The sequence below is a fragment of the Arenicella chitinivorans genome (assembly GCF_014651515.1).
In the GTDB taxonomy this organism is placed as follows: domain Bacteria; phylum Pseudomonadota; class Gammaproteobacteria; order Arenicellales; family Arenicellaceae; genus Arenicella; species Arenicella chitinivorans.
Genome location: NZ_BMXA01000006.1, coordinates 191,382 through 214,644, shown reverse-complemented (window position 1 = coordinate 214,644; position 23,263 = coordinate 191,382). Strand labels below are relative to the sequence as shown.

General features: G+C 50.2%; 17 protein-coding genes. 15 read left to right on the top strand and 2 right to left on the bottom strand.

Translation table 11 applies throughout. The annotated features are described in order from the left end of the window. Positions 1–8: 8 nt before the first annotated feature. From rrtA to IE055_RS14975, 4 genes are all read left to right on the top strand, one after another. Complete coding sequence (gene rrtA / locus IE055_RS14990) at positions 9–611, top strand: rhombosortase (RefSeq protein WP_189402488.1); 603 nt, start codon at positions 9–11, stop codon at positions 609–611. Between the two features lie 311 nt (positions 612–922). Further along, the gene (locus IE055_RS14985; RefSeq protein ID WP_189402487.1) at positions 923–1,468 is read left to right on the top strand and encodes a hypothetical protein; all 546 of its coding nucleotides are present in this window, start codon (positions 923–925) and stop codon (positions 1,466–1,468) included. Continuing rightward, positions 1,468–5,259, top strand: a complete 3,792-nt coding sequence (locus tag IE055_RS14980) for an Ig-like domain-containing protein (protein ID WP_189402486.1) — start codon at positions 1,468–1,470, stop codon at positions 5,257–5,259. The genes IE055_RS14985 and IE055_RS14980 overlap by 1 nt, the downstream gene beginning before the upstream one ends. A gap of 98 nt (positions 5,260–5,357) precedes the next feature. Continuing rightward, on the top strand, positions 5,358–6,173 hold the full coding sequence (locus IE055_RS14975) for a helix-turn-helix domain-containing protein (RefSeq protein WP_211316803.1): 816 nt from the start codon (positions 5,358–5,360) through the stop codon (positions 6,171–6,173). Positions 6,174–6,378: 205 nt separating this feature from the next. On the opposite strand, the gene IE055_RS14970 is transcribed toward IE055_RS14975, so the two are convergent. Beyond that, positions 6,379–9,012 carry a helix-turn-helix transcriptional regulator gene (locus IE055_RS14970; protein WP_189402485.1) on the bottom strand — a complete coding sequence of 878 codons (2,634 nt, stop codon included), beginning with the start codon at positions 9,010–9,012 and terminating at the stop codon, positions 6,379–6,381. 131 nt (positions 9,013–9,143) lie between these two features. Between IE055_RS14970 and IE055_RS14965 the strand changes: the two genes are divergently transcribed. The 7 genes from IE055_RS14965 (at position 9,144) to IE055_RS14935 (ending at position 17,741) form a co-directional block, all read left to right on the top strand. Further along, positions 9,144–9,998 (top strand): helix-turn-helix domain-containing protein, encoded by an 855-nt coding sequence (locus IE055_RS14965; protein ID WP_189402484.1) that lies wholly within the window; start codon positions 9,144–9,146, stop codon positions 9,996–9,998. Between the two features lie 117 nt (positions 9,999–10,115). Then, entirely contained in the window at positions 10,116–11,306 is a 1,191-nt protein-coding gene (locus tag IE055_RS14960) for a hypothetical protein (RefSeq protein WP_189402483.1), read from the top strand. Positions 11,307–11,309: 3 nt separating this feature from the next. After that, positions 11,310–13,211: a right-handed parallel beta-helix repeat-containing protein gene (locus IE055_RS14955; protein ID WP_189402482.1), complete on the top strand. Its 1,902-nt coding sequence runs from the start codon at positions 11,310–11,312 to the stop codon at positions 13,209–13,211. Positions 13,212–13,277: 66 nt separating this feature from the next. Further along, on the top strand, positions 13,278–14,873 hold the full coding sequence (locus IE055_RS14950; protein ID WP_189402481.1) for a hypothetical protein: 1,596 nt from the start codon (positions 13,278–13,280) through the stop codon (positions 14,871–14,873). A 104-nt stretch (positions 14,874–14,977) separates the two neighbouring features. Further along, positions 14,978–15,382: a hypothetical protein gene (locus tag IE055_RS14945; RefSeq protein WP_189402480.1), complete on the top strand. Its 405-nt coding sequence runs from the start codon at positions 14,978–14,980 to the stop codon at positions 15,380–15,382. A gap of 69 nt (positions 15,383–15,451) precedes the next feature. Then, positions 15,452–15,910 (top strand): hypothetical protein, encoded by a 459-nt coding sequence (locus IE055_RS14940; protein ID WP_189402479.1) that lies wholly within the window; start codon positions 15,452–15,454, stop codon positions 15,908–15,910. A 46-nt stretch (positions 15,911–15,956) separates the two neighbouring features. Further along, positions 15,957–17,741, top strand: a complete 1,785-nt coding sequence (locus tag IE055_RS14935) for a DUF5011 domain-containing protein (protein WP_189402478.1) — start codon at positions 15,957–15,959, stop codon at positions 17,739–17,741. A gap of 33 nt (positions 17,742–17,774) precedes the next feature. Here IE055_RS14935 and IE055_RS14930 read toward each other — a convergent pair whose 3' ends face one another. Continuing rightward, positions 17,775–18,395: an SGNH/GDSL hydrolase family protein gene (locus tag IE055_RS14930; protein ID WP_189402477.1), complete on the bottom strand. Its 621-nt coding sequence runs from the start codon at positions 18,393–18,395 to the stop codon at positions 17,775–17,777. Between the two features lie 625 nt (positions 18,396–19,020). On the opposite strand from IE055_RS14930, the gene IE055_RS14925 reads away from it, so the two are divergent. The 4 genes from IE055_RS14925 to IE055_RS14910 all read left to right on the top strand — a co-directional run bounded on the left by IE055_RS14925 (position 19,021) and on the right by IE055_RS14910 (position 23,224). Continuing rightward, on the top strand, positions 19,021–19,980 hold the full coding sequence (locus IE055_RS14925) for a D-hexose-6-phosphate mutarotase (RefSeq protein WP_189402476.1): 960 nt from the start codon (positions 19,021–19,023) through the stop codon (positions 19,978–19,980). Between the two features lie 95 nt (positions 19,981–20,075). After that, positions 20,076–20,582 (top strand): hypothetical protein, encoded by a 507-nt coding sequence (locus IE055_RS14920; RefSeq protein WP_189402475.1) that lies wholly within the window; start codon positions 20,076–20,078, stop codon positions 20,580–20,582. Positions 20,583–20,756: 174 nt separating this feature from the next. Continuing rightward, positions 20,757–21,725: a hypothetical protein gene (locus tag IE055_RS14915; protein ID WP_189402474.1), complete on the top strand. Its 969-nt coding sequence runs from the start codon at positions 20,757–20,759 to the stop codon at positions 21,723–21,725. A 20-nt stretch (positions 21,726–21,745) separates the two neighbouring features. Next, positions 21,746–23,224, top strand: coding sequence for a hypothetical protein (locus IE055_RS14910; protein WP_189402473.1), 1,479 nt, complete (start codon positions 21,746–21,748; stop codon positions 23,222–23,224). Positions 23,225–23,263: the final 39 nt, after the last annotated feature.

Genomic DNA, 23,263 nt, shown 5'->3' with positions numbered 1-23,263 from the left:
TGATGACCATGAAATTTCCGCTAATTACTTTGACTGTTGCGTTCGCCACGTGCGCACTCTATGTGTTTTTGGGTGCCATGCCGGAGCTACTAATCTGGCAACACGGTGAGGGTCAACAAGGCTGGCAATGGCTAAGCGCGCATTTTGTGCACATTAGCGCCGAGCACTTGGTTTGGAATACTGTGGCATTGTTGGTGCTGGGCAGTATCGTCGAGCAGAATTCACCAACCGCATTATTGTTCGCTTTGGTGGCGGGCGCCATCGGCGTGAATATCTACCTGGCTTTTTTCTACACGCTCAGCGCCTATGCGGGTTTGTCTGGCGTGTTGAATACCGTGCTCGTTGTCGCGCTCTATCAGCTTTACCAGAACCCTGCGTACAAATTTGCGAGCGTGCTAACGTTTATTCTGTCCGTGGTGAAGGTAGTAATCGAGTACTGCTTCAATCTGTCACTGTTTTCCACGCTGCCATGGCCCTCTGTGCCGCAAGCACACTTAGCTGGGTTGGTGACTGGGGTCGGACTATGGGCTTTGGGTGTATGCCAGCGAAAGTGTGTAACGGGCAACCTTACCTCCACAGGTGCCAAACTGTTCGGGCGCGTTGAGCGTTAGCCCAGACAAAACTCTGTTGGTTACCGCAGGACAAAACGGCGCCTTGCTTTTTGGCGGTGAATAATAGCCGAAATTGTTCGACGCGCTGGCGGTCGACGATGCGCACCGCAGGTGGCGCGGTCTAGGTCTTTCCCTTTAGGGGAATATTTTGCATGCTGAACTCATCAATAGTACCGTTCCGCGTTGAAAATAGGCCGCTCGTCAGCAAACGGTTTGCCTCGCTATTTTGATTAGGGTAAATGTGGAACTCACTCCAACCACGCAATCAATCCTACCTATATTGATCTGTACCTAATCATTGCTCACACCACATGTTAAAACTAAAACTCAACCTTTTCTTAGTGCTGGCCACTGGACTCACGACCGTTGGGCTTGCCAACGCGATGGTCGCCTCAAAAGAACATGCTTCTCTGTTGGTTCCAATCATTGGACTGTTACTGGATGACGACGGCGAGCAATCGATCGTCGACAGTGATAATGACGGCGTGCCAGATCATTTAGATGCCTTTCCTTTTGATCCGAACGAACAAAGCGATAGCGACGGCGATGGCCTTGGCGACAACCGCGACCCACGTCCTAATACGCCCGAGAGCATCATCGTTTTAACAGCTGAACAGCAGCAATCGAGTATCGCCTTGCACTGGTTCACCAACCTCCCCAGTGGCTGTCGAGTTTTATCGAGTCACAACCGTCAGCGGCCAGAGCGTGTGCACGTTAATGGGTTAGGGCGAGCGACGGAGTATCAACTTCTCTTAAACGCCAACCAAGTCGGGCAGTATCAAGTATTCATCGAGTGCTACGACAATTTGGGGAACAGTCTTTTTTCTGAGCCGATGAACATAGAGGTAGGTGCGTAATGTTACTACAAGTTGAAAATACGCTGAGGGCGTGTCGCACACTGGCGGTCTGCCTGACGCTGAGTTTGGTGTTAAATGCAACTGCGTTCGCTGCCGACTACCCAGAAAACCGAGACTATGGAACGCAGGGTGATTTCCTTGCTAAACGGGGTACCGCATTTGGCCGAACTGCCGATTTAGGTGTGGTTGGCCCTCTCTTGGTGAATTTGCCCGAAGGCCCAGGCAGCACCTCAGATGGCATTCCATACCGCTCTGAAGATACGGTTTGGGACATCACCGATTTAACTAATCCCGTAATGATCCGCTCGCTCACCTGTGACAATTGTTATCTAGGCCAGCCGATTGGCGCACATGCTACTGTGACGCGTTTTGATGAGACGCGCGGGTATTTATATACTCGTAACGGAAACCCGGCCGAAGACGGAGATTGGATGACATACGATCCCGCTGGCGTTGACTCGAATAACCAGGCGGTCTCACGGAATTTGTATACTCGAGGCCGCGAGCCCTTTGCCTACACCTTGATGTTTTCGCCGTATTTTGCACACAGTTTTTGGAACTACGGCAATGCACCTGGTCGCTTACAACAAATTCGCAATGCCGATGTTTTGGGTGATTCAACGCAAGACCCTGACGAATACTGGTTAGGTGAGGTCGTTGTTGAATGGGATCATTTGGCAGAGACAGGCGTGACTGGGTTTGGCTCGTGGCTTGGCAATTTATTTGTGATGGCATCGGACCAAATGTCAACCGGAATGGCGATCTACGATATGGCCGGTGTGCGTGATGGTCAACGACCCAGGTTGCTTAGTGTGTTTAACCCGACTCGAACCGAACCTGATGGTAATCGTATCGGCATAGGCGGGTACTGGGTTGAACCGTACGGTACTAACAAAATGGTTTGGGCCGCACGCGAGCGCGTAGGACTCTTGCCTGAGCGCCACTATCCTGCGATCTACGTTGTAGACTTCAGTGATCCTGAGTCACCGTTTTTGAGTTGCGAGATTTATTTTGATCAAGATCAGCAAAGTCCTCACGATGGCGATGCGTCGAGCGACCCCATGTACGTGAACTTTCAAGATCAGTATGCGTTTGTCGATCATTTTCGCGTCGACTTGGAGCGCTGTGAGACGGCCTATGCTGATGGGCAAATCGACAGTACGGAGTTTGACCAGATCGTGGTGCGGTACAACGACATACAAAACAGTTGTGATGGCAGCCAGTACTTTCGCCCGCTGGGGCAGGTGGGAATCTTTGGCGGATACGATTGGTGGGAAACACAGGCAAAAATTCGTGTCAGTGGTGGTGAGCTGGAATTGAATCGCTGGCATACCAATCAGTCTGGACAAGGCTTCAATCCGTTATGGCGAACTCCCTCGGGCGACTACGTGATCACCAGCCGCGACATGAGTGTTGGGGATGTGCTTACCAATTCGGCGACATCACAAACCTACACCATCACGGATCTGCAGCGCGACGAATCCATTAACGAGCAGGGCATGTGCTTTTACGTGATTCATGACGAGCCGGATACACGTCCGCCATTCGTGTCTGGACATCGGCCAACAGCAAATCAAACCAATTACCCGATCGATGGATACATTCACCTACACATTCCCGAAACACTGCGCTCAGAGAGCATGGTTAACGCATTGCAGGTGCAAGAGTTGGATGCTTCAGGCAATCCGGTCGCCAGCGTGTCATTCCGACATCAATTTACGCATACTGGCACGTGGTCAATATGGCCTAACGCGTACTTGAAGCAAGATACCAGTTACCGTGTTTCGGTGGACGGCGTGCAGGACTTTATGGGCAACACGCTGTCGCCGTATAGCTTTATATTCACCACCGGTAATGAACTGCCCACGAACCCAGACCCGGACCCCGGTGATGACACACCGGCACCCAGTTTTCCTGGTACCCCATACATGCCGCGTCAGTCGAGCCAATTGACCTGTGATGACGAATCTCAAACCAACAATGTTTGGGCAGTTAACCCTGACAATGACAGTGTCACCATCGTTGATACGTCTCTTGATTCGACGTCGTTTGAATTGAGTGTAGTGGATCAACAGGAGCTGTACTTAGACTACCAAAATCCGACTTCCGCGACGCGCATTGGAGCGTATGTTGCCATTACTTATCGTGCAGACGATAAAGTAGTTTTTCACGATGCTGATACGACGTATCCTGTGTTCGCAATCGATACCGGCCACGGCTCGCAGCCCGTCGCGGCGATCGAACACGGTGGCGACTTACTGGTGGCGACCTACGGAACCGGCGAGGTCATTCGCATTGACGTCGCTTCACAACAGATTATCCAACGCTTGGAGGTGGGCCCTACGCCTAAGGCCATGGCCATGTTCAACGATCGACTACTGGTCACGCGGGAAATTTCGGCTGACCAGTACGGCGAAGTTTATGATCTGCGAGTCGGCCAAGAACTGACTCTGCAGCGCCGGATTCGGATTAATAAGGTCACCGTGCCAGATGACATCGACCATGGCTCAGGCGTTCCGAATATTCTGTCGAGTATTGTCATTAACAGCGATGGCACGCGTGCGTATGTATCGGCAATTAAGGCCAATACTGACCGCGGACTGTTTAGGAATGGGTTGCCGCTGGATGACGATAATACGGTTCGTCCAATGCTGGTTGAGATTGATCTAGTTAATCACCGAGACGCGAATACCCAACCCAGCTCACGCGCCGGGACGGTTGATTTTGACAACGCCGCGGACCCAACCTTTGTTACCTATTTGGTTGACGGAACTACCCGTGTTGTTGCTATGCAAGGCAATAATTTGGTGTTTGCTGAAAACGCGCAGAATAATACTGCCGCGCAATTTCTAACCGGCGGGGCACCACAGGCAATGTGTGCAACGGTTCGACAACTTTACGTAAAAAACCTAACCACGCGCTCGGTAAGTGCCATTGATGTGGCGGGCTTTATTCATGATGGTCGCAATCAACCACGTATCGTAACGATTAACACCGTACAGGACGAACTTTTTACTGAAACTGAAAAACGCGGCAAGCAAGTTTTTTATCACGCCTCGATGCCGGCCATGGGGCCAGAGGGCTACATCAGCTGTTCGGGGTGTCACGTGGATAGCGGCGACGATGGACGTGTGTGGGATATGACGGCCTTGGGAGAAGGGCTGCGCAACACGCTCAGCCTTAATGGCGCCATGGGCACACGGTTTGGCGCGTTACACTGGTCGTCTAATTTCGATGAGGTGCAAGATTTTGAGCTGCAAATTGAACAGCTCAACAAAGGCGTTGGATTGATTGATGGCGTTACGTTTTTTGGTCAGTCGCCGTTGGACGAACAAACCCGTGGGCGAAGTGCAGATCTTGATGCATTAGCGGACTACCTTGCCAGCTTAGGAAAACGCAGCGTTGCTCGATCGCCTCATCGAACATATACAGGCCAACTGACGGATGCCGCCCAACGAGGACAAGCCGTGTTCGCTGCTCAAGGCTGCGCGAGCTGTCATAGTGGCAGTGCATATCGAGATGGACTCAGCCATGACGTTGGTACCATTAAGTCCGGATCTGGAAGCCGCCTGGGCGGCGTTCTCACATCCATTCGCACGCCAAGCCTAATTGAGTTATGGCAAAGTGCGCCGTATTTTCATGATGGTTCCGCTGCGACGCTTCAAGATGTGCTTTCGGCCGGCAGTCACGCGGTGAATTTAACGAGTGACGAGCGCGCCGACCTAATTCAATTTTTGTTGTCGATTGATCGTGACTTATATATTGATGATGATCAACCTTTTACGCCGTGATAGTGGGTTGAACGCTATGCTATTAATGATGCGGTTCGTGCTCAAACACGAATCAAACAATCAGGTTAATCTTCTTCATCCCCATAAGGTTTTAAGTCGTGAATCAAGGATCTCAAAGTTATTTTTCACAGTTGCTGCGGGCAATGAGAAAGCAATATGGTCTTACACAGGCAGATTTAGCGGATCGCGTTGGTACAACGGCACGGCATGTCTCCTTTCTCGAAACAGGGCGATCTCGCCCTCGACCCGGCATGGTTGGCAGAATTGCCAACGCGTTCAATATATCGAGTGTTGAAAAAAACAGTTTATTGGCCTCGGCAGGGTTGCCTGTCGAGGAAGTAAAGTTTGACCGCAAGGAATCCAACAGTCAGTTTATCGAGAAATCGATAAAATCGATTCTTCGAGATCACGAGCCATTTCCTGGGTGTGTGGTCGATGTGTATTCTCGTATCAAATATGTGAATACCCCATTCTCGGCCTTTTTTTCAAACCTCATCCGGGACTCTGCAGAGGAATCTATCGATGCGTTCTTTGCCGACCCCGAAGTCAAAAATTGTCTAGTGAATTGGCAGGAGATTGCCGATGCGTTCTATCAACGTCGATTATTCGAGTCCATACGAACTGGCGACCATGACCTGAAATCGTTAAGCGATCAAACCAGACGATACATTGACCGGCGCGAAAAACCCAGTGCGGAGTTACAATCTTCAGACGACATGGTGTTATTCCCGATTCTCAAGGCTTTTGGTTATGAGACAGAATTTTTTATGACTGTGTTGCGCTTCGAAAGCGTGAAACAGGGTGCGCTAAGTGAGCTACGCGTGGAGCTGTTGTATCCAAAAGATGCACATGCGGAAAAGCAGTACACAAAAATTATGCGAGAAAAGCTTAACCACATCCAACAATCAGGTTAACCAGAGGGAATGCATCGCGGTGCGTTAAGGCGTTAGAGGACGTTCGACTCGTTAAGTGCCGCTTCTGGGTGATGTTTTCGGTTGTGAGTTGCTTCACCGCCCGAGACAGCATCGCGTTGAAGCTGCTCGATGCGCGTTTGGTCAAGCCGATGGTGCTCTATGTGTCGCGAAGGCGAAAGTGCACGCGCTCAAGGTCATATCGAGCTTATGCGGGGTTCAACCATGGTTCATTCTGTGTGCGGATAATCACTTCCAACCGATTATGGGCATTGAATTTTGACAGAATCGATGACACGTGGGCTTCGATGGTGCGAATAGAACGCGAGAAGTTGGCGGATATCTCGGCGTTTGAACGACCTTCCAGTATCTGATGCAGGACTTGTTGTTCTTTACGTGTGAGGCCGAGTGGATGCTGTTCAGCGTCGGTGCTTTTACCTCGTTTCGATTTAGGGAGTAGGCCGTGCAGACTTCGTCTTTTGAGCTCTGCTTTGAGTTTATTGCCGAGGCCTGTGGCTGAGCAGGCTTCGACAATTTGGTAGGCCTGAACCAGTGATTGATTCATGCTGCTTGATGTGTCTTGCATCAGACAGATAGCTTGATTGAGAGGTGTGTTATGCGCTTTCCAGGCGTTTGCTGCCGCGCGGTAATCACCACTCAGTTCCAGTTGGTACGGCGCGGGTACGTGAGTTTGGTGCGTGATGGTGGTGCCGATCCCGAGCCGTGCTCGCCAGGCGTCGAGTTCGCCAAGACGCCAGTTTTCGAGTTTTGACGGACCGAGTTCCATTAGGTGTTCGAATTGTTCGGCAGCTAGGTTTGAATTGTCGCTGAGCCAGGCAAATTCGAGCAAATTAAAACGCGCTGCAATAATGTACTGTGGTTCACCAATTGAGAGTGCTTTCGCCAGAACCTGTTTTAGTTTCTGTTCTGCGGACTCGTGTGCGGTGAGCGCAAAGACCCTTGCTAATACGTTTTCGGCGGGCATCAGCACGACCATGGCTTTTTCATCTGACCGCAACAGGCCAGTCGCGACGCGCTTGGCGTCCAATAGCTTGCCTTGTTCCAGTCTAACTTGGGCCAGCAGGCCAGAAAGGTAGCCGAGTTTTGATTCGTTTTCGTACCGGTTGCCGTAGGCGATACCTTCGGAAATATAGCGTTCCGCAGTGGGGTAGTCTTTGATTAGAATTGATACGCACGCAAAGTTCACGTAGCCGCGCGCGATGTGCTCATGCAGGTCATGCGCAAGCGACAGATCAAGGCTTTGTTGCAACAGGGCCTGGCCGCTACGATCGCCACTCAGAATCAGAGAGGCGCCCACATTGTTAAGTGCGTGCGCGCGTACCTCGTGATTACGTGAGCGGGCTTCCAGCGCCAGGGCTGTATTGCCTAACTCGATGGCATCTTTGTATTCACTCTGCAGGAGACTAAGTTGTGATTTTAGCGACAGCGCCTTAGCGACCTGGTCCGCACGGTCCGTGCCTTGGAGTACCTCAATGGCCTGGTCGGCAATTAAGCGAGCGCGTGCTGGATTGCCGCTTAGCCAGTGCGCACGAGACAGAGCATACAGGTTCTCGCCGACCTTATCCTGACGGCCCAGTGCCTTCCACAGATTAATCGCGTGTTGTCGAAAGTCGAATACTTTCTCGTTGATTTGATTAGCAAAACTGGATTCCGCAGCCCAAGATTCATACAGTACGGCCGCTGTTTCGTTGTCGGTGGCGTAGGCATATTCCAATCCGACTGATAGATACGCCGCTGCTTCAGAATGCGCACTGAGTTGTGACGATTGATTGGCTAGCTCCTGCGCACAATGGATTACGTCTTTGGTGTGGTTTGCGCCGTGTGTATGCATAAGCTTCCAGACCAGATTTGGGGTCTCACCCGTTGCACTATGCGCTTGTAAAATATTCCGGTGCAATTCAACTCGACGAAGGTCTGGTACTTGTGCAAGTGCAATTTTTCGCACCAGTTCATGTTGAAAAATGATGCGGTCAGTCGGGTCATTAATCAGAAAACCTTGCGCTGTATCGACGAGTTTGGTGAACGCAGTTTGGTCTTTATCCAATGCACGCACAAGTGAGTGTGTCATCGGGTAGGGGATGATACTGAGTGTTTCGAGTAAGTGCCGCTCTTGTTCGTTGAGGCGGTCGATTCGAAGTCGAATAATGTCCTCAATATCGGCATTCGGGCTAAGCTCGGGGTCGTTCAACTGCGTAGCCTGCGCGATGTAAAGCGGGTTCCCACTGGATGCATTGAACAGTGTTTTCAAATCCATGCAGGCCGGAGCAAGGTGTGATAATTCACGCTCAGTAAATGGATGGAGTTCGACGTCGTGCGAAAAATTGCGTGGGATTGCGTCGAGTGTTTGTCGTAGTCGATCACTTGCTGCCAGGCTGGAACTGCGATAGCTGACAAGTAACATGCAGCGTGAAAATACCAAGCGGCGGCCAAAATAGTCGAGAAAACTCAACATGGTGCCATTTGCCCATTGCGCATCCTCAATAATGAGGATTGTGCTTCGCCGTCTGGTTATGAAGAATTGCAACAATGCAGGAAATAGTCGCGTGACATCCGTGTTATCGTCAATGAGTTTGGCGATTGTGCGAGATCGTTGCCTGGCAAATGAAAGGATTGGTGTAAGCTCGTCTGAAAAAATCGAGTCTAGGCAACGGCAGTAAATCAGGTTTGCATGGCCGTGCATTTGGCGACTGAACGCCTGAATCAAACTGGTTTTGCCGATTCCGGACTCGCCGTGCAAAACAACAGCCGCACCGCGGTGGTCACTCAGCGTTTGAGCAATTGACATCAATGCTGAAAGTTCGGTTTTTCTACCAATAAACATAGATTTCTCAATCACCGAGGTAACAATGCGACTTTGGGCATCTATTGAATACCAAAATTAGACTATGGTTGAATTGTAAAAATGAGACATTGGACCCCAAAATTTCTACTTAAAGAGCTGGGATTGTTGGTGTGATTCCGGCTTTGGAGTTGTTTCGATCCGCCGAGGTCAAGGCATCCATGCGGCCCTTCATTCGGCGTGCATTGTACGTACAGGTAGACGATGAGATCGATACCGTCATCAAACCGCGACCGACGGGCTACCCATACTTGATTTGGGTGGTCCGTGGACTGCTCACTCAAGAGTTGGGTGGGAATCACCGGTACGGGGCAGGGAATCTGTTTGTTCCTGGGCAGATTAAAGACCATGAAATCGGCATACGTTATACCGGAAAGTTGATCATGTTGATGCTCGAATTCACAGCATTTGGTTGCTACGAATTATTCGGAGTCACGGGGCGTGAAACGCTTAATCGGTCGCCAACGCTCGCGTCACTATGCCCAACAGGGGCAAAATTTGAGCGTAAGGTGCAGGCGCAGTCGGTCTCGATCGATGTGGCGGATATTACCGCGAGATTTGAGGTGTTATTCACGAACTTGGAGCAAGTCCCTTCCGTGCGCTTGAGCGTTCCCAGTTACTTGGTGAGTGCGTTGCACGAGATAGAAGCCCAAGATGGGGCTATTAGAGTGGCCGAACTATGTGACCAAATTCGCATTTCACGCCGTCAATTTACACGTCGATTTACCGAAATTGTTGGCGTGCCACCTAAATACTTTTGCCGCGTAATTCAGATGAATAAGGTGATGGAGGCACTGATGTCCGACAACGTGGGGTTGATCAGCGACATCGCCAATAACGCAGGTTACTTCGACGAAGCACATTTGATCCATACCGTGCAGAAATTCTTCGGGCTGCCGGCCACGGCGGTGGCAGAATCAGAGCATCCGGCAGTACTTAAAGTACACGCCAGTTCCAGACAGGTTTAATCTTTCGTTCTAAAGCTCGACCAAAGCGATAAAACCGAGGCGCTCTGCTAAAGGGGAGCTGCAAAAATAGGTATTAGCACGGATTCTTTTGCACCAAGCCGGCCATATGCTGACTGCATGAAAATCTACCTAAAAACTGGCAAGGTCAAAACGATAGCCGCCATGTGTATTTCAATGGTGTTTGATCGTTTCACACTCAAGTACCTCCTAATGTTTGTTGCAAGTTTGTGTTTGTACGTGTCAGTCGCCAACGCCAGAGAGCGTTCATGTGATGGTGTTATTTACGCCACTCCTGGCGAGATTATAGACGCCGATGGCAACCTGACTTTTGGCAGAGGCCATCATGATCCATATTCAGGTATTAACCATTTGACGCATGAAAGAATGGTGCTCCTTAGTGGCAAAGGCTCATGTCGATTAGGCCAAGAAAACAAAAAGTGCAGAAAGAACGCAGCGAATGCAGCGCTGAAATGTGCGCGAGCGGTATGGGATAAGCGCTGGGATACAAGGGTTCCTGATGAGCAATGTGGTGCAGGTAGCAATGTCAGCATTAAAGTCTGGGCGCCCGATGAACCAGCTTATATCCAAGAAACGTTATATGGCGATCTTAAGAAAACCATTGAGCATGAAGCATGTTGTAGTTTATTTCCTACCGCTAAGTCGGTTGAAATGATTGTCGGCTACCATGGAAGTAAAGCTTTTTCTCCCAGTTGGACTAAGGGGCAAGAGCGTAGAGAGGAGCGGGCGCAAAAAGCCTGTGCACGCAAGGAATTATTTACCTCAAGTTACCAAGCTAACTGTGATCAACTCAAAGCCGACGGTGTCATTCAATGTCCGACCATACCTGAGTCCAAGCCGATAAATACGCCGGACAAAAGTCGTCGCGCAGCGGGATCTGAAATAAAAACGGCTGAGCCCGCAGCTAAACGTGCAAACCCCTTTCAAATAGAGTCCGCGAAAATAAACTTTGTCAAATTCCCGAAGATTTCAGACACGCAACAATGTCCGCGCAAGGTATTAATTAAAACCACGTTCGTTACCAACAAAGCAGGGCGAGTTGAGTTTGAGCAGCATCGCTCCAACAAACCAGGCAAGCCTAATCGGTTTAGCGCGACAGCTAAGAAGATAAATGGCGAATGGAAAGCGATTCACGAGCGCGTGATTACGGTGAAAAAATCGATCAATCGTTCGTTTATGGCACAAAGCACGAACCAAGGTGTCAAGGTGCGAGCAACGCCGTGGGAAAAACTGGTTATTCGTTGCGATGGTGGGTATTCCGGTGCAGCTAAGGTGAAGTCAGAGGATTGATTGATGATACCAAGCTGCCTAAGTAGCTACCGCCTATTTCTTTGCTTAACTGCGATTCTCGTAGGTGGTTTGGAACTTAGCTCCGCCAATGCCGCAACGATTACCGTAACTTCGAATGCGGATACCAGCTCACCTACTGAGTGTACTTTGCGTGATGCCATCTCATCTATAAATTTGGCCTTACTGCAAGGTGGCTGCACGATTTTAGAAGGCGCGTTTGGTGACTCTGACATGGTGGAGTTTGACGTGCCAACTCCATTTACAATCACCTTAGAAAATGGACCCTTAATGGTCTCTGCAGATATGTCTATTCGTAGCCAGACCGACTCTGAGTTGGCGATCATTCGCAGCACCTTCGGAGCCTTGCATCGCATCATTCATGTCGATGGTGCGCGTGTCAATATTCTAAATTTCACAATTAGTGATGGTTTTGTTGAACACGTGAACTACCCCGACGATCAGGAGCTTGGCGGCGGTATCTATGCAAGCAATGGCGCAAATGTGCGGGTGAGTAGATGTATTATTCGGAATAACCGTGCGGATATTGGCGGCGGCCTCGGCGCGGACATGAGCAGTACTATTTCGATTTATGCCAGTCTGGTTAGCGAGAATAGCGCCGTAGCTGGCGGCGGCGTGGGAGCAATTGACTCCTCGCAGGTGTATATTTTTTCTGAGGCGGTTATTGACAATAATCATGCCACGGAGCTTGGTGGCGGTATCGGCATGCGAACCTACGGTCGCCTGCAAATTAGTCGGAACAGCAGAATCACCAACAATCGGGCCTACGCTAACCCCGAAGATTTTAGCGGGATGGGGACGGTCAGTCCCCCTATCACCGAGGGCGGTGGTATTTCAGTGTCTGACCACAGTCGGTTATTCATTCTTGACGGGAGTGTTGTTAGCGGTAACACGGCCTTGAATGGCGGTGGTATTTACATATCAAATTCGCTATCTGAGATAAGCGAAAGCATTATCGAAAATAACCTTTCTGAAGGTATTGATACGGTGTTCAACGAGCACGTCACCCTAAGGCGTGGTTTCGGCGGTGGCGTACACCTTGATTCTTCAACGCTGACCGTACTCGACACTGAGATACGGGGAAATTCAGCTGCCACTGGCGGTGGCCTTGCCATTTTTGCCGGCAGCGATGCCGCAAGCGGCACAATCTCTGAATCAACGGTGGCCGATAACATTGCGCAAAACTGGGGAGGAGGTATGGCGGTTTTCTCTGGTACCAGTGCCTTTGTGACTAACACGACTGTCTCTAATAATGTCGCCGGGGAAGGTGCAGGCGGTGGTATTTTCCCAGCGGGGGGAGGCCTCTACGCGGTAGATCCTGAAATTATACGAATCTTAAACAGTACCTTCACTGAAAACACTGCGCAAAGTGGTACTGGCGGAGGAATGCACGTGATCAGCGGTTCTGCCATATTGGCAAACACTATTGTTGCTGGTAATGATGGGCTTTTCGGCAGTGAACTTAGCGCCACTGGCGGGAGCCTTTCTCTCTCGAGCAACGCCAATATTTACGGTGACTCAAGCAAGACCTACGATCAAGCAATCAGTTTCGCAGCCCCCTTGTTCCCAGGAAGCAGTGATGTGATTACCAGTAGCACTTTGCAAAATGGTGACGCCAACTTAGCAAGTGCCGCGCTCGACGAAATCATCCTGCCATTGGGTGACAACGGCGGCCTTACACGTACCCATCTGTTGGCGCCAAACAGTCCGGCTCTTAATGCCGCGAATCCCTCTGTTTGTAGCACCTATGTCATCACAGATGATCAGCGTGGCATTCCACGTGACGATGGGCATTGCGATATAGGTTCAATTGAGATCGAACAGCCAGAGTCGGGTTGCTACGTTATTAGAGCCCAAAACGCTAATGTCGTCACGTTTTGCTTGTAGCTATATTTTGTTCGCGCAGAGCACACAAGCAGAGCATAAAAGCTTAAATTATTTTAAAGGTATCGCATGTTGATTAGAAATTTTGCCGCTGCATATTGTCTTACATCTGCGTTTGTCGCGAGCTTTCTTGTGATGCCTAATGCGGGTGCTGCCGCTGAGTCAACGCTTCGCGCTTATCCTTACCCAGTTAAGGCCGGTGTTAAAAACGGTGATTATTCTTTCTCCGTTCCAACACGGGTAAATGAATCACCGATCGTGGAGGTGCATCAATCTGACGGGAGATTTGCGGCGATCCTTAGGGATAAAGATGTTCACTTCAAAACATCGTTCAGTATCGATTGTGGAAATAAATGGCAACTAGAGAAAGATCCTCTGCTGTCGGTCTTCGGGAACTCGGAACACGTTACGGCAGAAAATCTTGGTGTGTTGTCTGCCAACTCTGAGTATTCACATATGACGTCAAGAATGACAAGCTTTGAACCGACTCTTTCGTCGTCACCGCAACACGCGTGCAACACCATTGTCGACGATCGCGCTAATGCGGGATTAGACACGGCCTCGCTTCTAAAAAAAGGGTTTTGGACTAAGATCGATCAGGCATATAAGGTCGGGTTGCGCTATTCCTGTGTAAGAACTAAGAAGAGAAAAAGAAATCTTTTTAATCCTACTCGGTCTAAAAAGCTTAGCGCTTGGCAACCACTCTTTGTTCATTGTGTCGGTGACTCCGATTACGGTAAACAGTTCGCAAAAACAAGTAGAAGTACCAGCGCCAGTAGCGCAAGTCATGATGACATCAAAAAGGCGCTAGCAAAGAAACGCAAGCCTACGTCGTCAAAACAAGCAAAACGCACCAACCCAAAGACGGCGGTTGATGGTGAGCTTCTTTATCAAGGGTTAATCAACTCTGGACATGAGAAGCGAGTTGTATCACCGCCAAAACTATTCGACGACTTTCTTGAATACGGCGCCACAATGACGTCCGCTAGGCAGATGCGTTTAGTCGACTTTGAAACACTGCGCATGAACCAGCGACAATATTATGTTGGGCTCTGGCAAAAAGGCAACGGAACCAGCCTGTTTGTAAAACCACTGACAGTTGCAAAATTTAATAAGCTTCATCAAAAAAATATTAATAAAGGGCTACGTCTCGCCGATTTTGAATTGTTGAAAATCAACCAAGATACCCGTGTGGTGAGCCTGTGGCAGTCCGGCAAATTAGACGAACAATTTTCACCGAACATGAGCGCTAAAGGGTTCAAGCAACGCAATGCGACGCTAAAGAAAACGGGTTTATACCCCGTTGATATAGAGATGCTCGTCAACGACGGGGACATTCGCTACGCCGCATTGTGGCGTCAATCTAGTTCGAATCCGCCGACAAATGATTCGACCTTATTGTCTAAACCAGCTCAATTTATGCCAGCGCTCGAGACAAAGCAATTTCGAACGACCAGAGATGAGCTTGTCAGTCAGGGTAAGCAATTGGTTGATGTTGAACGCGTGGTCAGAGACGGAAAAACATATTTTGCCGGACTATGGGTAGACGGCGATGGGCCTTCACGCCTGAGTAAGCCTCGAAATAGAGTGCAGTTTAAGGATTTTATTAACTCGTCAAAGGCTCCGTTTGTCCAAGACTTAGAAATCCATTTCCAGCTGGAATAAACATATTTTTATAAAAAATAGTCTACCAAATAATTGAAAAGTGTACAGAAAGCGGAACAACACCCTAAAACCTTTGCGGATCATGGTGATCGGAGAATGACGATATGAATACTTGTTTGCGTAATGTAGTGATGCTCTTAAGTCTGCTGTGGTTCAGCAGTGCGGCGTACTGTGGTGATTATCAGCCAGCCGAACTAAAAATCGATCTAGAAGCACGGCAGGCTTCAGGCGATATGTTTACCGTGCGTCACGCCGATGATGACAAAGCCTTGATCGGTTGTGGGGTACGGCATTACCTATCGGGTAATGAAGTTATCCAATATGGCTTTTGCCAAGCCAACAGTTCCGCGATGGAGGTCGGTGCCTTCTGCGAAACGGACAACCCCGCCATGGTGGCCGCCATCAGCGCAATTACTACCTATTCGTACATCGTGTTTCATTGGGACAAAGCAGGCGAATGTACGTTTATTGGTAATAGCTCGCAATCTTTCTATCTACCCAAGAGTTAACGTCGGGTTGACTCACCCAGCGTTGGTTATTAACCCATTAATATAATTGATTTTTAAAGGAGGCAAGCCATGAACAGGAGTATAAAACTTATCGCCATTGCGGCGGTGCTTTTCAGTGTCAGTGCAGGCCAAGGGTTGGCTGACGATCAATCGAAGCGAACCAATCCAGCAGCCAAAGTGTCGGAGCTGAAAAAGCAAGTCAACCGCGCCAACACTAAGCACAAACTTAGAAAAACCAAGCAGGTCAAGGGAAAACAAAAGCGCGAGCTGGTAAAGCGCTATAAGAGCTTGAATAAACGTTTGATGAGTGCCGGCGACACCGTGCCTGCCACTGGCTATATCGTGCGCTATGCGAGACTGAATGATGATCTGAATGCATTCGCGAATGGCCCGGGTGGCGCAGAGGGTGGTATTGCGAGCTGCATGGGCGCTTGTGATGACGAGTACCCCGGCGTTGGTGGTGGCGCTGGAGTTAATCGTGCTGCTTGCAAAATTGGTTGCCTTGTCCATGGCGGAGATGACTCTTAGGGTCGTGAACAACTCACCGGAAGATACATCGGGCTGAGAGGGTCTAATGATTAAAATAACTTTGTTTTCTTGCCTAAATCAGCTCGATTATCGACCGCCTCTCTACTATCGACCACCTATAGGACCGTATTTCAAACTGTTACTCGTCTTGGTGCTGCTGTCGGTATCTCCGCTGGCACTTGCTAACGCGCAAGGTGCATTACCATCCATTACGCTACTTTTACTGGATGACCAACCTGAGCTTGAGCCGAGCGGACCGGTGACGGCGACGTTGCAGTCACTGACACGTGTGCATGGTGTGTCCCCTGAAACCGTCTATTTTTCAGCCCATCAGTCGAACGACATTGCTGACGAATCGTTGCAGCATCGCTACGGTCGTTTGGCCTACCATTTTCATTTTGATGACCCTGATTCCGGCGCGTATGCCACCACTGGCGGCAGTAAGAATCATCAGGTCAGTGGATCACCACGCGCGATCCATACCTTTATCTGCACGCCGGAGTCGTCGCGTTATCAGAGTGGTGTGTGTACCTACCAAGTTGGGGTAAGGGTACAGAACCCAGCGGGCGAGTATGCCGATGATTTTCTGACCGTGACCATTTCTGGTTCTGATCATTACTATAGCGCGGCCGATACCCTCTGTATTTCGACAACGGGTGATTTTACCGGTTGTGAAGGTACGCAGCTTAATCAGACCCCTGATGTTGGCGAGTTTAGTGGTAAACGTGTGCGATTTCGACGCGGCGAATCGTTTGCCAGCGCCTGTATTGGGTATCAGGAGTCGACTGTGTTGCTCGACGCGTTTGGTGAGGGCGAGCAGCGGCCATTTTTACCGTCGGTGCGAGTTGGCGTCGACAGTAGTTGCAATGACGGTGTGCCATCGAATGCGGATTTAGTTAACTATCCTGACCTCAGTCGAGATGTGAATGGACACATCAGTCAGGGCTGGGCATACGACGTAACGGTGACGGGTTTGCGACTCGGTAGTGCGGGTGGTGGGATGGCGTCAACATTGGTTACCTGGCACGATTTGGATCTGGACTGGTCGAGCGACCCGAGTTACGACGGAGAATTCGAGTTGGGTAATTTCGGGCGTGCCTGTACGCAAAATGCAGATCTCGATTGCGCCAATATACCTTACCCATATGGGGTCTTCGTGACCGATACGGTGGCGAGGTCGCATCCCAGTAACCTTGCTGGTGTGAATATGAATTGTTATATAGAGTGCGGATTGATTAATAGTGGCGCAGCCGGCGTTGACTTGAAAACTGCGTCTGGGCACAATTTTCGTATCCAAGGTGCCTGGGGGCTGGTGGTGTCGAACGTCTGGTTTCGTGGCGAGCATATCGGCGAGAATGGTCCCAAATCACGAATTACACTCCGTCTGTTGGAAACCTCTGTACAGAGCAGCCTAATCGCCGACCCAGAAGATTTTGGCAGTGGGGCGCAGTTGCGTAATATGGTTGCGACAGCGCGATGGAGTAATCGCTACAATATGGTGCTGGACAGCCGCTTCAATGAAGCGAGTCAGGCACCAGAACATGATTCCGCGTCCTTCGTTGAATTTCGCAGTGGTCATCAGTACTCCGGTATCTATGGAAACCAGTTTTTCGACGACCCGGTCTCCGATGGTGCGCAAATACGCTTAGGCGGCACTAATATCTTCGCCCGCGACAATCTCTATAATGGCGTTGACTCTGATTGCCGCTACGATGACACGTTTGCCAATGGCACTGCCTACCAAAACGATGCGCTGATTTTCGCCGATTCGAATACCAACTGTAATAGCAATGTACCCGCTATTGCCACGCCGAATCAGCCGGGCAGTTAAGGCGTGGTAACGCTAGCTGGCATTCACGAACGCTTACGGGTATACACTCGCGAAGGCGTCGGCGATTAGCTCTTGGCCTTCTTGGTTCGGGTGCACGCCATCAACAATGGTACTGCCATTGCCGATCGCGCTTCGAACTGGGGCTATTACGGCATTACTGAGCTGACGAATGCCGCGATTGATTACGTCTGTATTGCGGTTTTCCTGCACTCCAATGGTCAATGGTGGGATGGTACCAACGATGGGGATGACGTCACGAGATCGCGCAATATTCACCATGGTCTGCAAATTGTTGACTGCGCCGGATAGCGACTCGTTTCTCAAGGCATCATTGGTCCCAAGCAAAATGAAGACATGGCTCGGATTGTGTTGGTCAATCAATTGGTCAATCACGGTAACGCCGAATCCCGTTCGCTCGTTGGTGACGGACATATTAATCACTTCACGGTCGATTTTACCACCGAGAATTGACGGCCAGGGTGTCGCAATATCAAAACCGTTTCCAATACTGTCGCCAATAGCGACCACGGTGGTTTTAGGTGCAGGTGGGGGCGGCGCTTGTCCGCCGCCGCTATCAGATCCGCCACCTCCGCAAGCGATCAGAAGTAGAAATACGGTGAGCTGAGACGAGAGTTGTAAGAATTTACGATGCATAATTAACGAGCTTAGTCTGTCGGACAGGATTCCCAGTCAGGCCTCAAAGTGCGTCAAGTGAGTTCGGCAGCTGTCACGAGTTTAGAGTCATGGTGAGTTGCATCGCTGGTTTAGCTTAAGCGACCTGCATTGAGTCCGTTGAGTTGGCGAGCACAAACTGAGTCGAGTCTAGGTGCCCTTTAATGTAGCCAACATTTTGGTCTGGAGCGGCAACAGCGGCCGATTATAGCGCATTTCAGTAGTCGCGCATTAACCAGTCTACAATTTCAACTTATGAAGACACAAAATTGTCTTTGATTCGGTCGCTGTGGAAGTGGCTCGGATACCTGACGCCTTACTATCACTGCATACGCTTGCGGCATAGTGAGTTCTAGTCACAGCCGTCGTGAAGGCGAGAAGGTAGCGTATTGTCAGTCTGGCGAAGGTTGTGAGGAGCGACTTAACCGCAAATCGAAACGACATGAAAACCACGCGCCTATACGTCCGTGTACTGCGGTGTGTGCTCCATCCGGTAGAACATGGATCTACCAGCGATTATTGGGATCGCAAGTGCGCTCGGAAATGGTTTACACTCCACAGATCACGTCATCAACAAATTACTGCCACTGGTTAGTTATTTCAGCTTGTGAATAAAAAAATCGATACTCAACTGGATCGACTACGAACCCGCTTTGCCGAGTGCGTCGATGCGACTTTTTTTCGCAAAGGTGATTTGCTCGGCTTGTGCGTCGACAACTCGCACGGTTCGGCCACACTGTTATTGCAGGGCGCACAATTACTTGAGTATACGCCGAGCGGTCATGACCCTGTAATCTGGTGCAGTGATGCCGTAGTTTACAAACAAGGTGTTCCATTGCGCGGCGGTGTGCCAATTTGCTGGCCGTGGTTTGGCCCTTTGGCGAACAATGTCAGCTCGGTCCAGAGTCTTTGCGGTATACCAATTGCAAGCGCGCCCCAGCATGGCTTCGTGCGCACCCTGGAGTGGGAATTGCTGCGTGTTGAAAGTTTGACCGATGCACGCACCGCTCTTGAGTTGCGCCTATGCGACTCTCCTGCGACTCAGACCATGTTGGCGTGCGCGTTCGAGCTGACTCTGCGAATCGAGATTGGCAGTTGTTTATCCATGCACTTGGTGGCTAAAAATACCGATAGTCGCGCCAATCTAACGTTTACCAGTGCGTTGCACAGTTACTTTGCGGTGTCGGATATCTATCAGACCGACGTGCAGGGATTAGATGCCGTATCTTACGTTGATATACTCGACGGTGGGGCAATAAAGCATCAACAAGGTGCAGTAAATTTTGATACAGAGGTAGATCGAATCTATTTTGCACAGCCAGGCGCAGGTTTAACGCCGCTGGTAATACAGACGCCTAAACGAGACATCGAACTCCTGTCGAGAGGGAGTGACTCCGCCATCGTTTGGAATCCGTGGATTGAGAAGTCGCAGCGTTTGTCTCAGTTCAACGAGGATGATTATCAGAGCATGGTGTGCGTCGAGACGGCTAACGCGTTTAACGATGTAATTTCGTTGGCTCCAGGTGAGTCTCATCAACTCACGCTAACCGCATCGATTGTGACTTAATGCTCGCGGTGATCACGCCGGGATCCAAAACTTGGGATTTCATGCCCGAACAGGTATAGTTTCTTTTCCTACCTCGACTGATTCACACTGTTACCATGAAAGGATCAAAATTCTCACGCAGGGACGTTCTTAAACCGGTTGTTGGCACTGGTCTGGTGCTGGGATTCATGCCCGAGACATGGCGTACCCCGTTGATTAACGCCGTGATTACCCCAGCCCATGCACAAACCAGTTGCTCCGGATTCTCCGAAAGCACGGTCAATGAGTCGATCACCATTACTGTGACCGCGAATGAAGTCCAAGGCCCGATTGTGGTGACGCGCAGTGGTAATCGTTTTGATGGCAGTGACGCGAGCCGCATTGATGAGTGTCAAGGAGGCAACGATCTCGATGTGGATATTCAATTTAGCGGCACGATCGACGTGGCAGCCAACCAAATCTCTGGTGATCTAATCATCGTGCAATCCTGTGGCGGACAACTTGTCTGCGAGCAGGTATCTCAGTTTATCGCAACGCAAACGCCCATAGACGCAGGTTCCGAGTTGGGCGATTACCAAGGTGCTGTAACCGGCACGCTCCGCTGTTGTGACGATTTTGCCTAATCAAGCACGCTAAACTAGCGCGCATACCATTCAATTTGATGCCCCGGTATCACCAATATTGACTGAGAGTCCTCTCCTTCGGTCCGCACTAATTAGTAAACAGTCTTAACTCGTTGCGCAAGACGCTCAGCGATGTCGAGTCTGTCACGCTAAATCTGACCAAGGAGGTTCGCCATGCTAACGAGGTTTCGTTGCTGCGCCATGCTGGCAATATTGACGCTGTGTTCCGCTCCAGCAACAGCACAGGACATTGAAGAGTTGTTGTTGAATGCATTAAAGGACTTTGCCGAACAAAAGGCCGAGGAGGCTGGGTTGCTCCCGCAAGAGCAGAATTCAGAGTTACCAGCACAGGAAACCAGTTTGATATTCCACGGTGTGGCACTTCCGGAGCCGGATGTGTTTTATTCATTACATACCGACACTAACAATCACTCGTCAGTCAGCGCAGAGCAGGAATGTTTCGATCGAGTGCAAGGCAAGCAAGCTTGGAATGCGGCAGGCAACACGAGTTGGAACCCAAGTTCAATTCGTAGTTTGTGCCAAGGCACGACGCTCGGTTCTGCCCCTCCGAGCTGCTTCAACACGGCGATGTTTCATGGTGCCGCCTGGGGTAAGCGCGTGCAAGACACAATGAGCTGGAGTCTTGCTTCACGTTTGTGTCAGGGCACCAACAGTGCCACCAAGCCAATCAATTGTCTGAAGTCAAAACTGAAGGGCAAACGCACATTGAATGACGCGATTGATGTGTGCTCGGGCCGCAACAGCAAGACCCCTCCAGTTCTAACCGGTGTCATTCTTCCGGGAACATTAAAACCGGCTAAACAACTTAAAGAAACCGAGTGCTACAACTATGTGCAGGGGCGGATTGCCTGGGATGCAGCGGGCAAGAGTAAAAAATGGAATCCTGAGAATATAAAGCAGCTTTGCGAAGGAACGACCTCGGCATATTCCCCCGGAAACTGTTTCAGCTATGTTTTGCATAAGGGGTCGCAGTGGGGCAAAAAGTCAAAACACAGAGTGACATGGCGAGAGGCCAGCAAACTGTGTGCTGGTACGAACAATGCTCAGCAAGTCACCGCGTGCTTTAAACAGGCGATCCAACAGAACAAGAGCGTTACCCAGGCGATTGTCAGCTGCCGGTAATGGAACTCAGGAGAATAGTGATGGTTAAGCGAATTTGGTGTCTGGTCAGCGTGGTGGTGCTGGCGCTCTGTGCAACGCAATCTCTGGCTGACACGACTCAGCCCATTGCCAAACTGGCAGTGAAAGACCTGCGTGTAATTAATACAGTGAATTTTAAACCGGCGCGGGCACAGTTGTTGCAATTAAAAGCAACACCGCCTGCCACCGATAAACAAGCTGATGGTGAGCCTTCCGGTCCGAACAATGAGATCAGCCCGATGTATTTGGCGGATCGATTCGAAGCGCTCTCGCCGCGTCATATTCGCGCTGATTTCGAGCACCATATTCCATTTTCAGATGAACTAATACGCGATCACACGTCGCTGAACACCTACTATTTTTATCCGGCGGGCTATTTGCTGAACTACGACCGTACCGATGGATTTGAGATAAACTTTTTACACAGAACCTTAAGTGACGACCTGGCTGAACAAACCGTGATGATGAGTTTCACGCTCGTGCCGAGACAGCTTGATGGCGCGATACCACTGTTGCAATCCTTGGCGGATTACGCAATCAAACCTGCGAACGACAAACCTGTAAACCTACAACGATTGCCGATCTCTGATGTCACCATCAACTTGGCAGGGCTGAGTTCGATCATTCCAGAAGAGAACATTCACATCATCAATCAACCACAGCGTGTTGGGGATACTATTCGGGTGCAGGCATCGATGACGCAAAGCCAGAAAGAGGACGTCGTGGCGTCGATTCGAAGCGGCGGGTTGGCGGGCGATATTGTGTTTAAAACTAATAACAACAGCTTTCAGTTGGTGGTTCCGTTCATCATTAGTTTCACCGACTTTGCTGGCGATTGGCTGAGCGATGTAACGACGGTGGCCGCCAACGATGTGATTGAAAACCTGAGTCCGTATCCGGTACTGATGTCGGGCATTGTGGTGTACGCCAAAGCCGCGTCAGAGAACCAGTTAAAGCGTCACTTTGTGCCGTTAGCGAAACCGGTGGTGATTGATGCAGGGGGGCGCGGTAAGACCGATAAAGGCTTTAATGATTTAGTGGCCTCACTGGGTGACGTCGTTTCCGCTTGGCCGAATTTTGAGCGCGTGACCTGTGACGCTTGCCTGAACGCAGTCGAGCGCACGATTCTCGTATCACCAGCGCAAGCCAGTCGTGTGGAGTTGCCAATCGAAGCGATTCCAAATGTGTTTGACCAATTTTCCCTGTTCAAAATATTGGTTGAAGTCAAGAGCAGCCATTTTTCAGCCAGTAACGATCTCGCAGAAGTACGTAATTTTACCCTGCGCGCCAATGAAACTTTGAGCAGCGCGACTTTGTATGCCGATCGCGACAGCACATCGGGGGCGGCGTTTGAGTATCGAGTTACGCCGTACCATAACGACGGTTTGCAGCTGGGTACGTCTGATTGGCAACCGAATCAGGGCGTGATGGACATTACCATTACCGCTGGGGATATATCACCGCTGATGCCGAGCGAATAGTCCAATGATAGCCCGCCAAATACAGTTGAGGACGACCGC

Coding starts and splice junctions, on each gene's coding strand:
- rrtA (WP_189402488.1), top strand. CDS start 9: ATGAAATTTCCGCTAATTACTTTGACTGTTGCGTTCGCCACGTGCGCA.
- IE055_RS14985 (WP_189402487.1), top strand. CDS start 923: ATGTTAAAACTAAAACTCAACCTTTTCTTAGTGCTGGCCACTGGACTC.
- IE055_RS14980 (WP_189402486.1), top strand. CDS start 1,468: ATGTTACTACAAGTTGAAAATACGCTGAGGGCGTGTCGCACACTGGCG.
- IE055_RS14970 (WP_189402485.1), bottom strand. CDS start 9,012: ATGTTTATTGGTAGAAAAACCGAACTTTCAGCATTGATGTCAATTGCT.
- IE055_RS14960 (WP_189402483.1), top strand. CDS start 10,116: ATGAAAATCTACCTAAAAACTGGCAAGGTCAAAACGATAGCCGCCATG.
- IE055_RS14955 (WP_189402482.1), top strand. CDS start 11,310: ATGATACCAAGCTGCCTAAGTAGCTACCGCCTATTTCTTTGCTTAACT.
- IE055_RS14950 (WP_189402481.1), top strand. CDS start 13,278: ATGTTGATTAGAAATTTTGCCGCTGCATATTGTCTTACATCTGCGTTT.
- IE055_RS14945 (WP_189402480.1), top strand. CDS start 14,978: ATGAATACTTGTTTGCGTAATGTAGTGATGCTCTTAAGTCTGCTGTGG.
- IE055_RS14940 (WP_189402479.1), top strand. CDS start 15,452: ATGAACAGGAGTATAAAACTTATCGCCATTGCGGCGGTGCTTTTCAGT.
- IE055_RS14935 (WP_189402478.1), top strand. CDS start 15,957: ATGATTAAAATAACTTTGTTTTCTTGCCTAAATCAGCTCGATTATCGA.
- IE055_RS14930 (WP_189402477.1), bottom strand. CDS start 18,395: ATGCATCGTAAATTCTTACAACTCTCGTCTCAGCTCACCGTATTTCTA.
- IE055_RS14920 (WP_189402475.1), top strand. CDS start 20,076: ATGAAAGGATCAAAATTCTCACGCAGGGACGTTCTTAAACCGGTTGTT.
- IE055_RS14915 (WP_189402474.1), top strand. CDS start 20,757: ATGCTAACGAGGTTTCGTTGCTGCGCCATGCTGGCAATATTGACGCTG.
- IE055_RS14910 (WP_189402473.1), top strand. CDS start 21,746: ATGGTTAAGCGAATTTGGTGTCTGGTCAGCGTGGTGGTGCTGGCGCTC.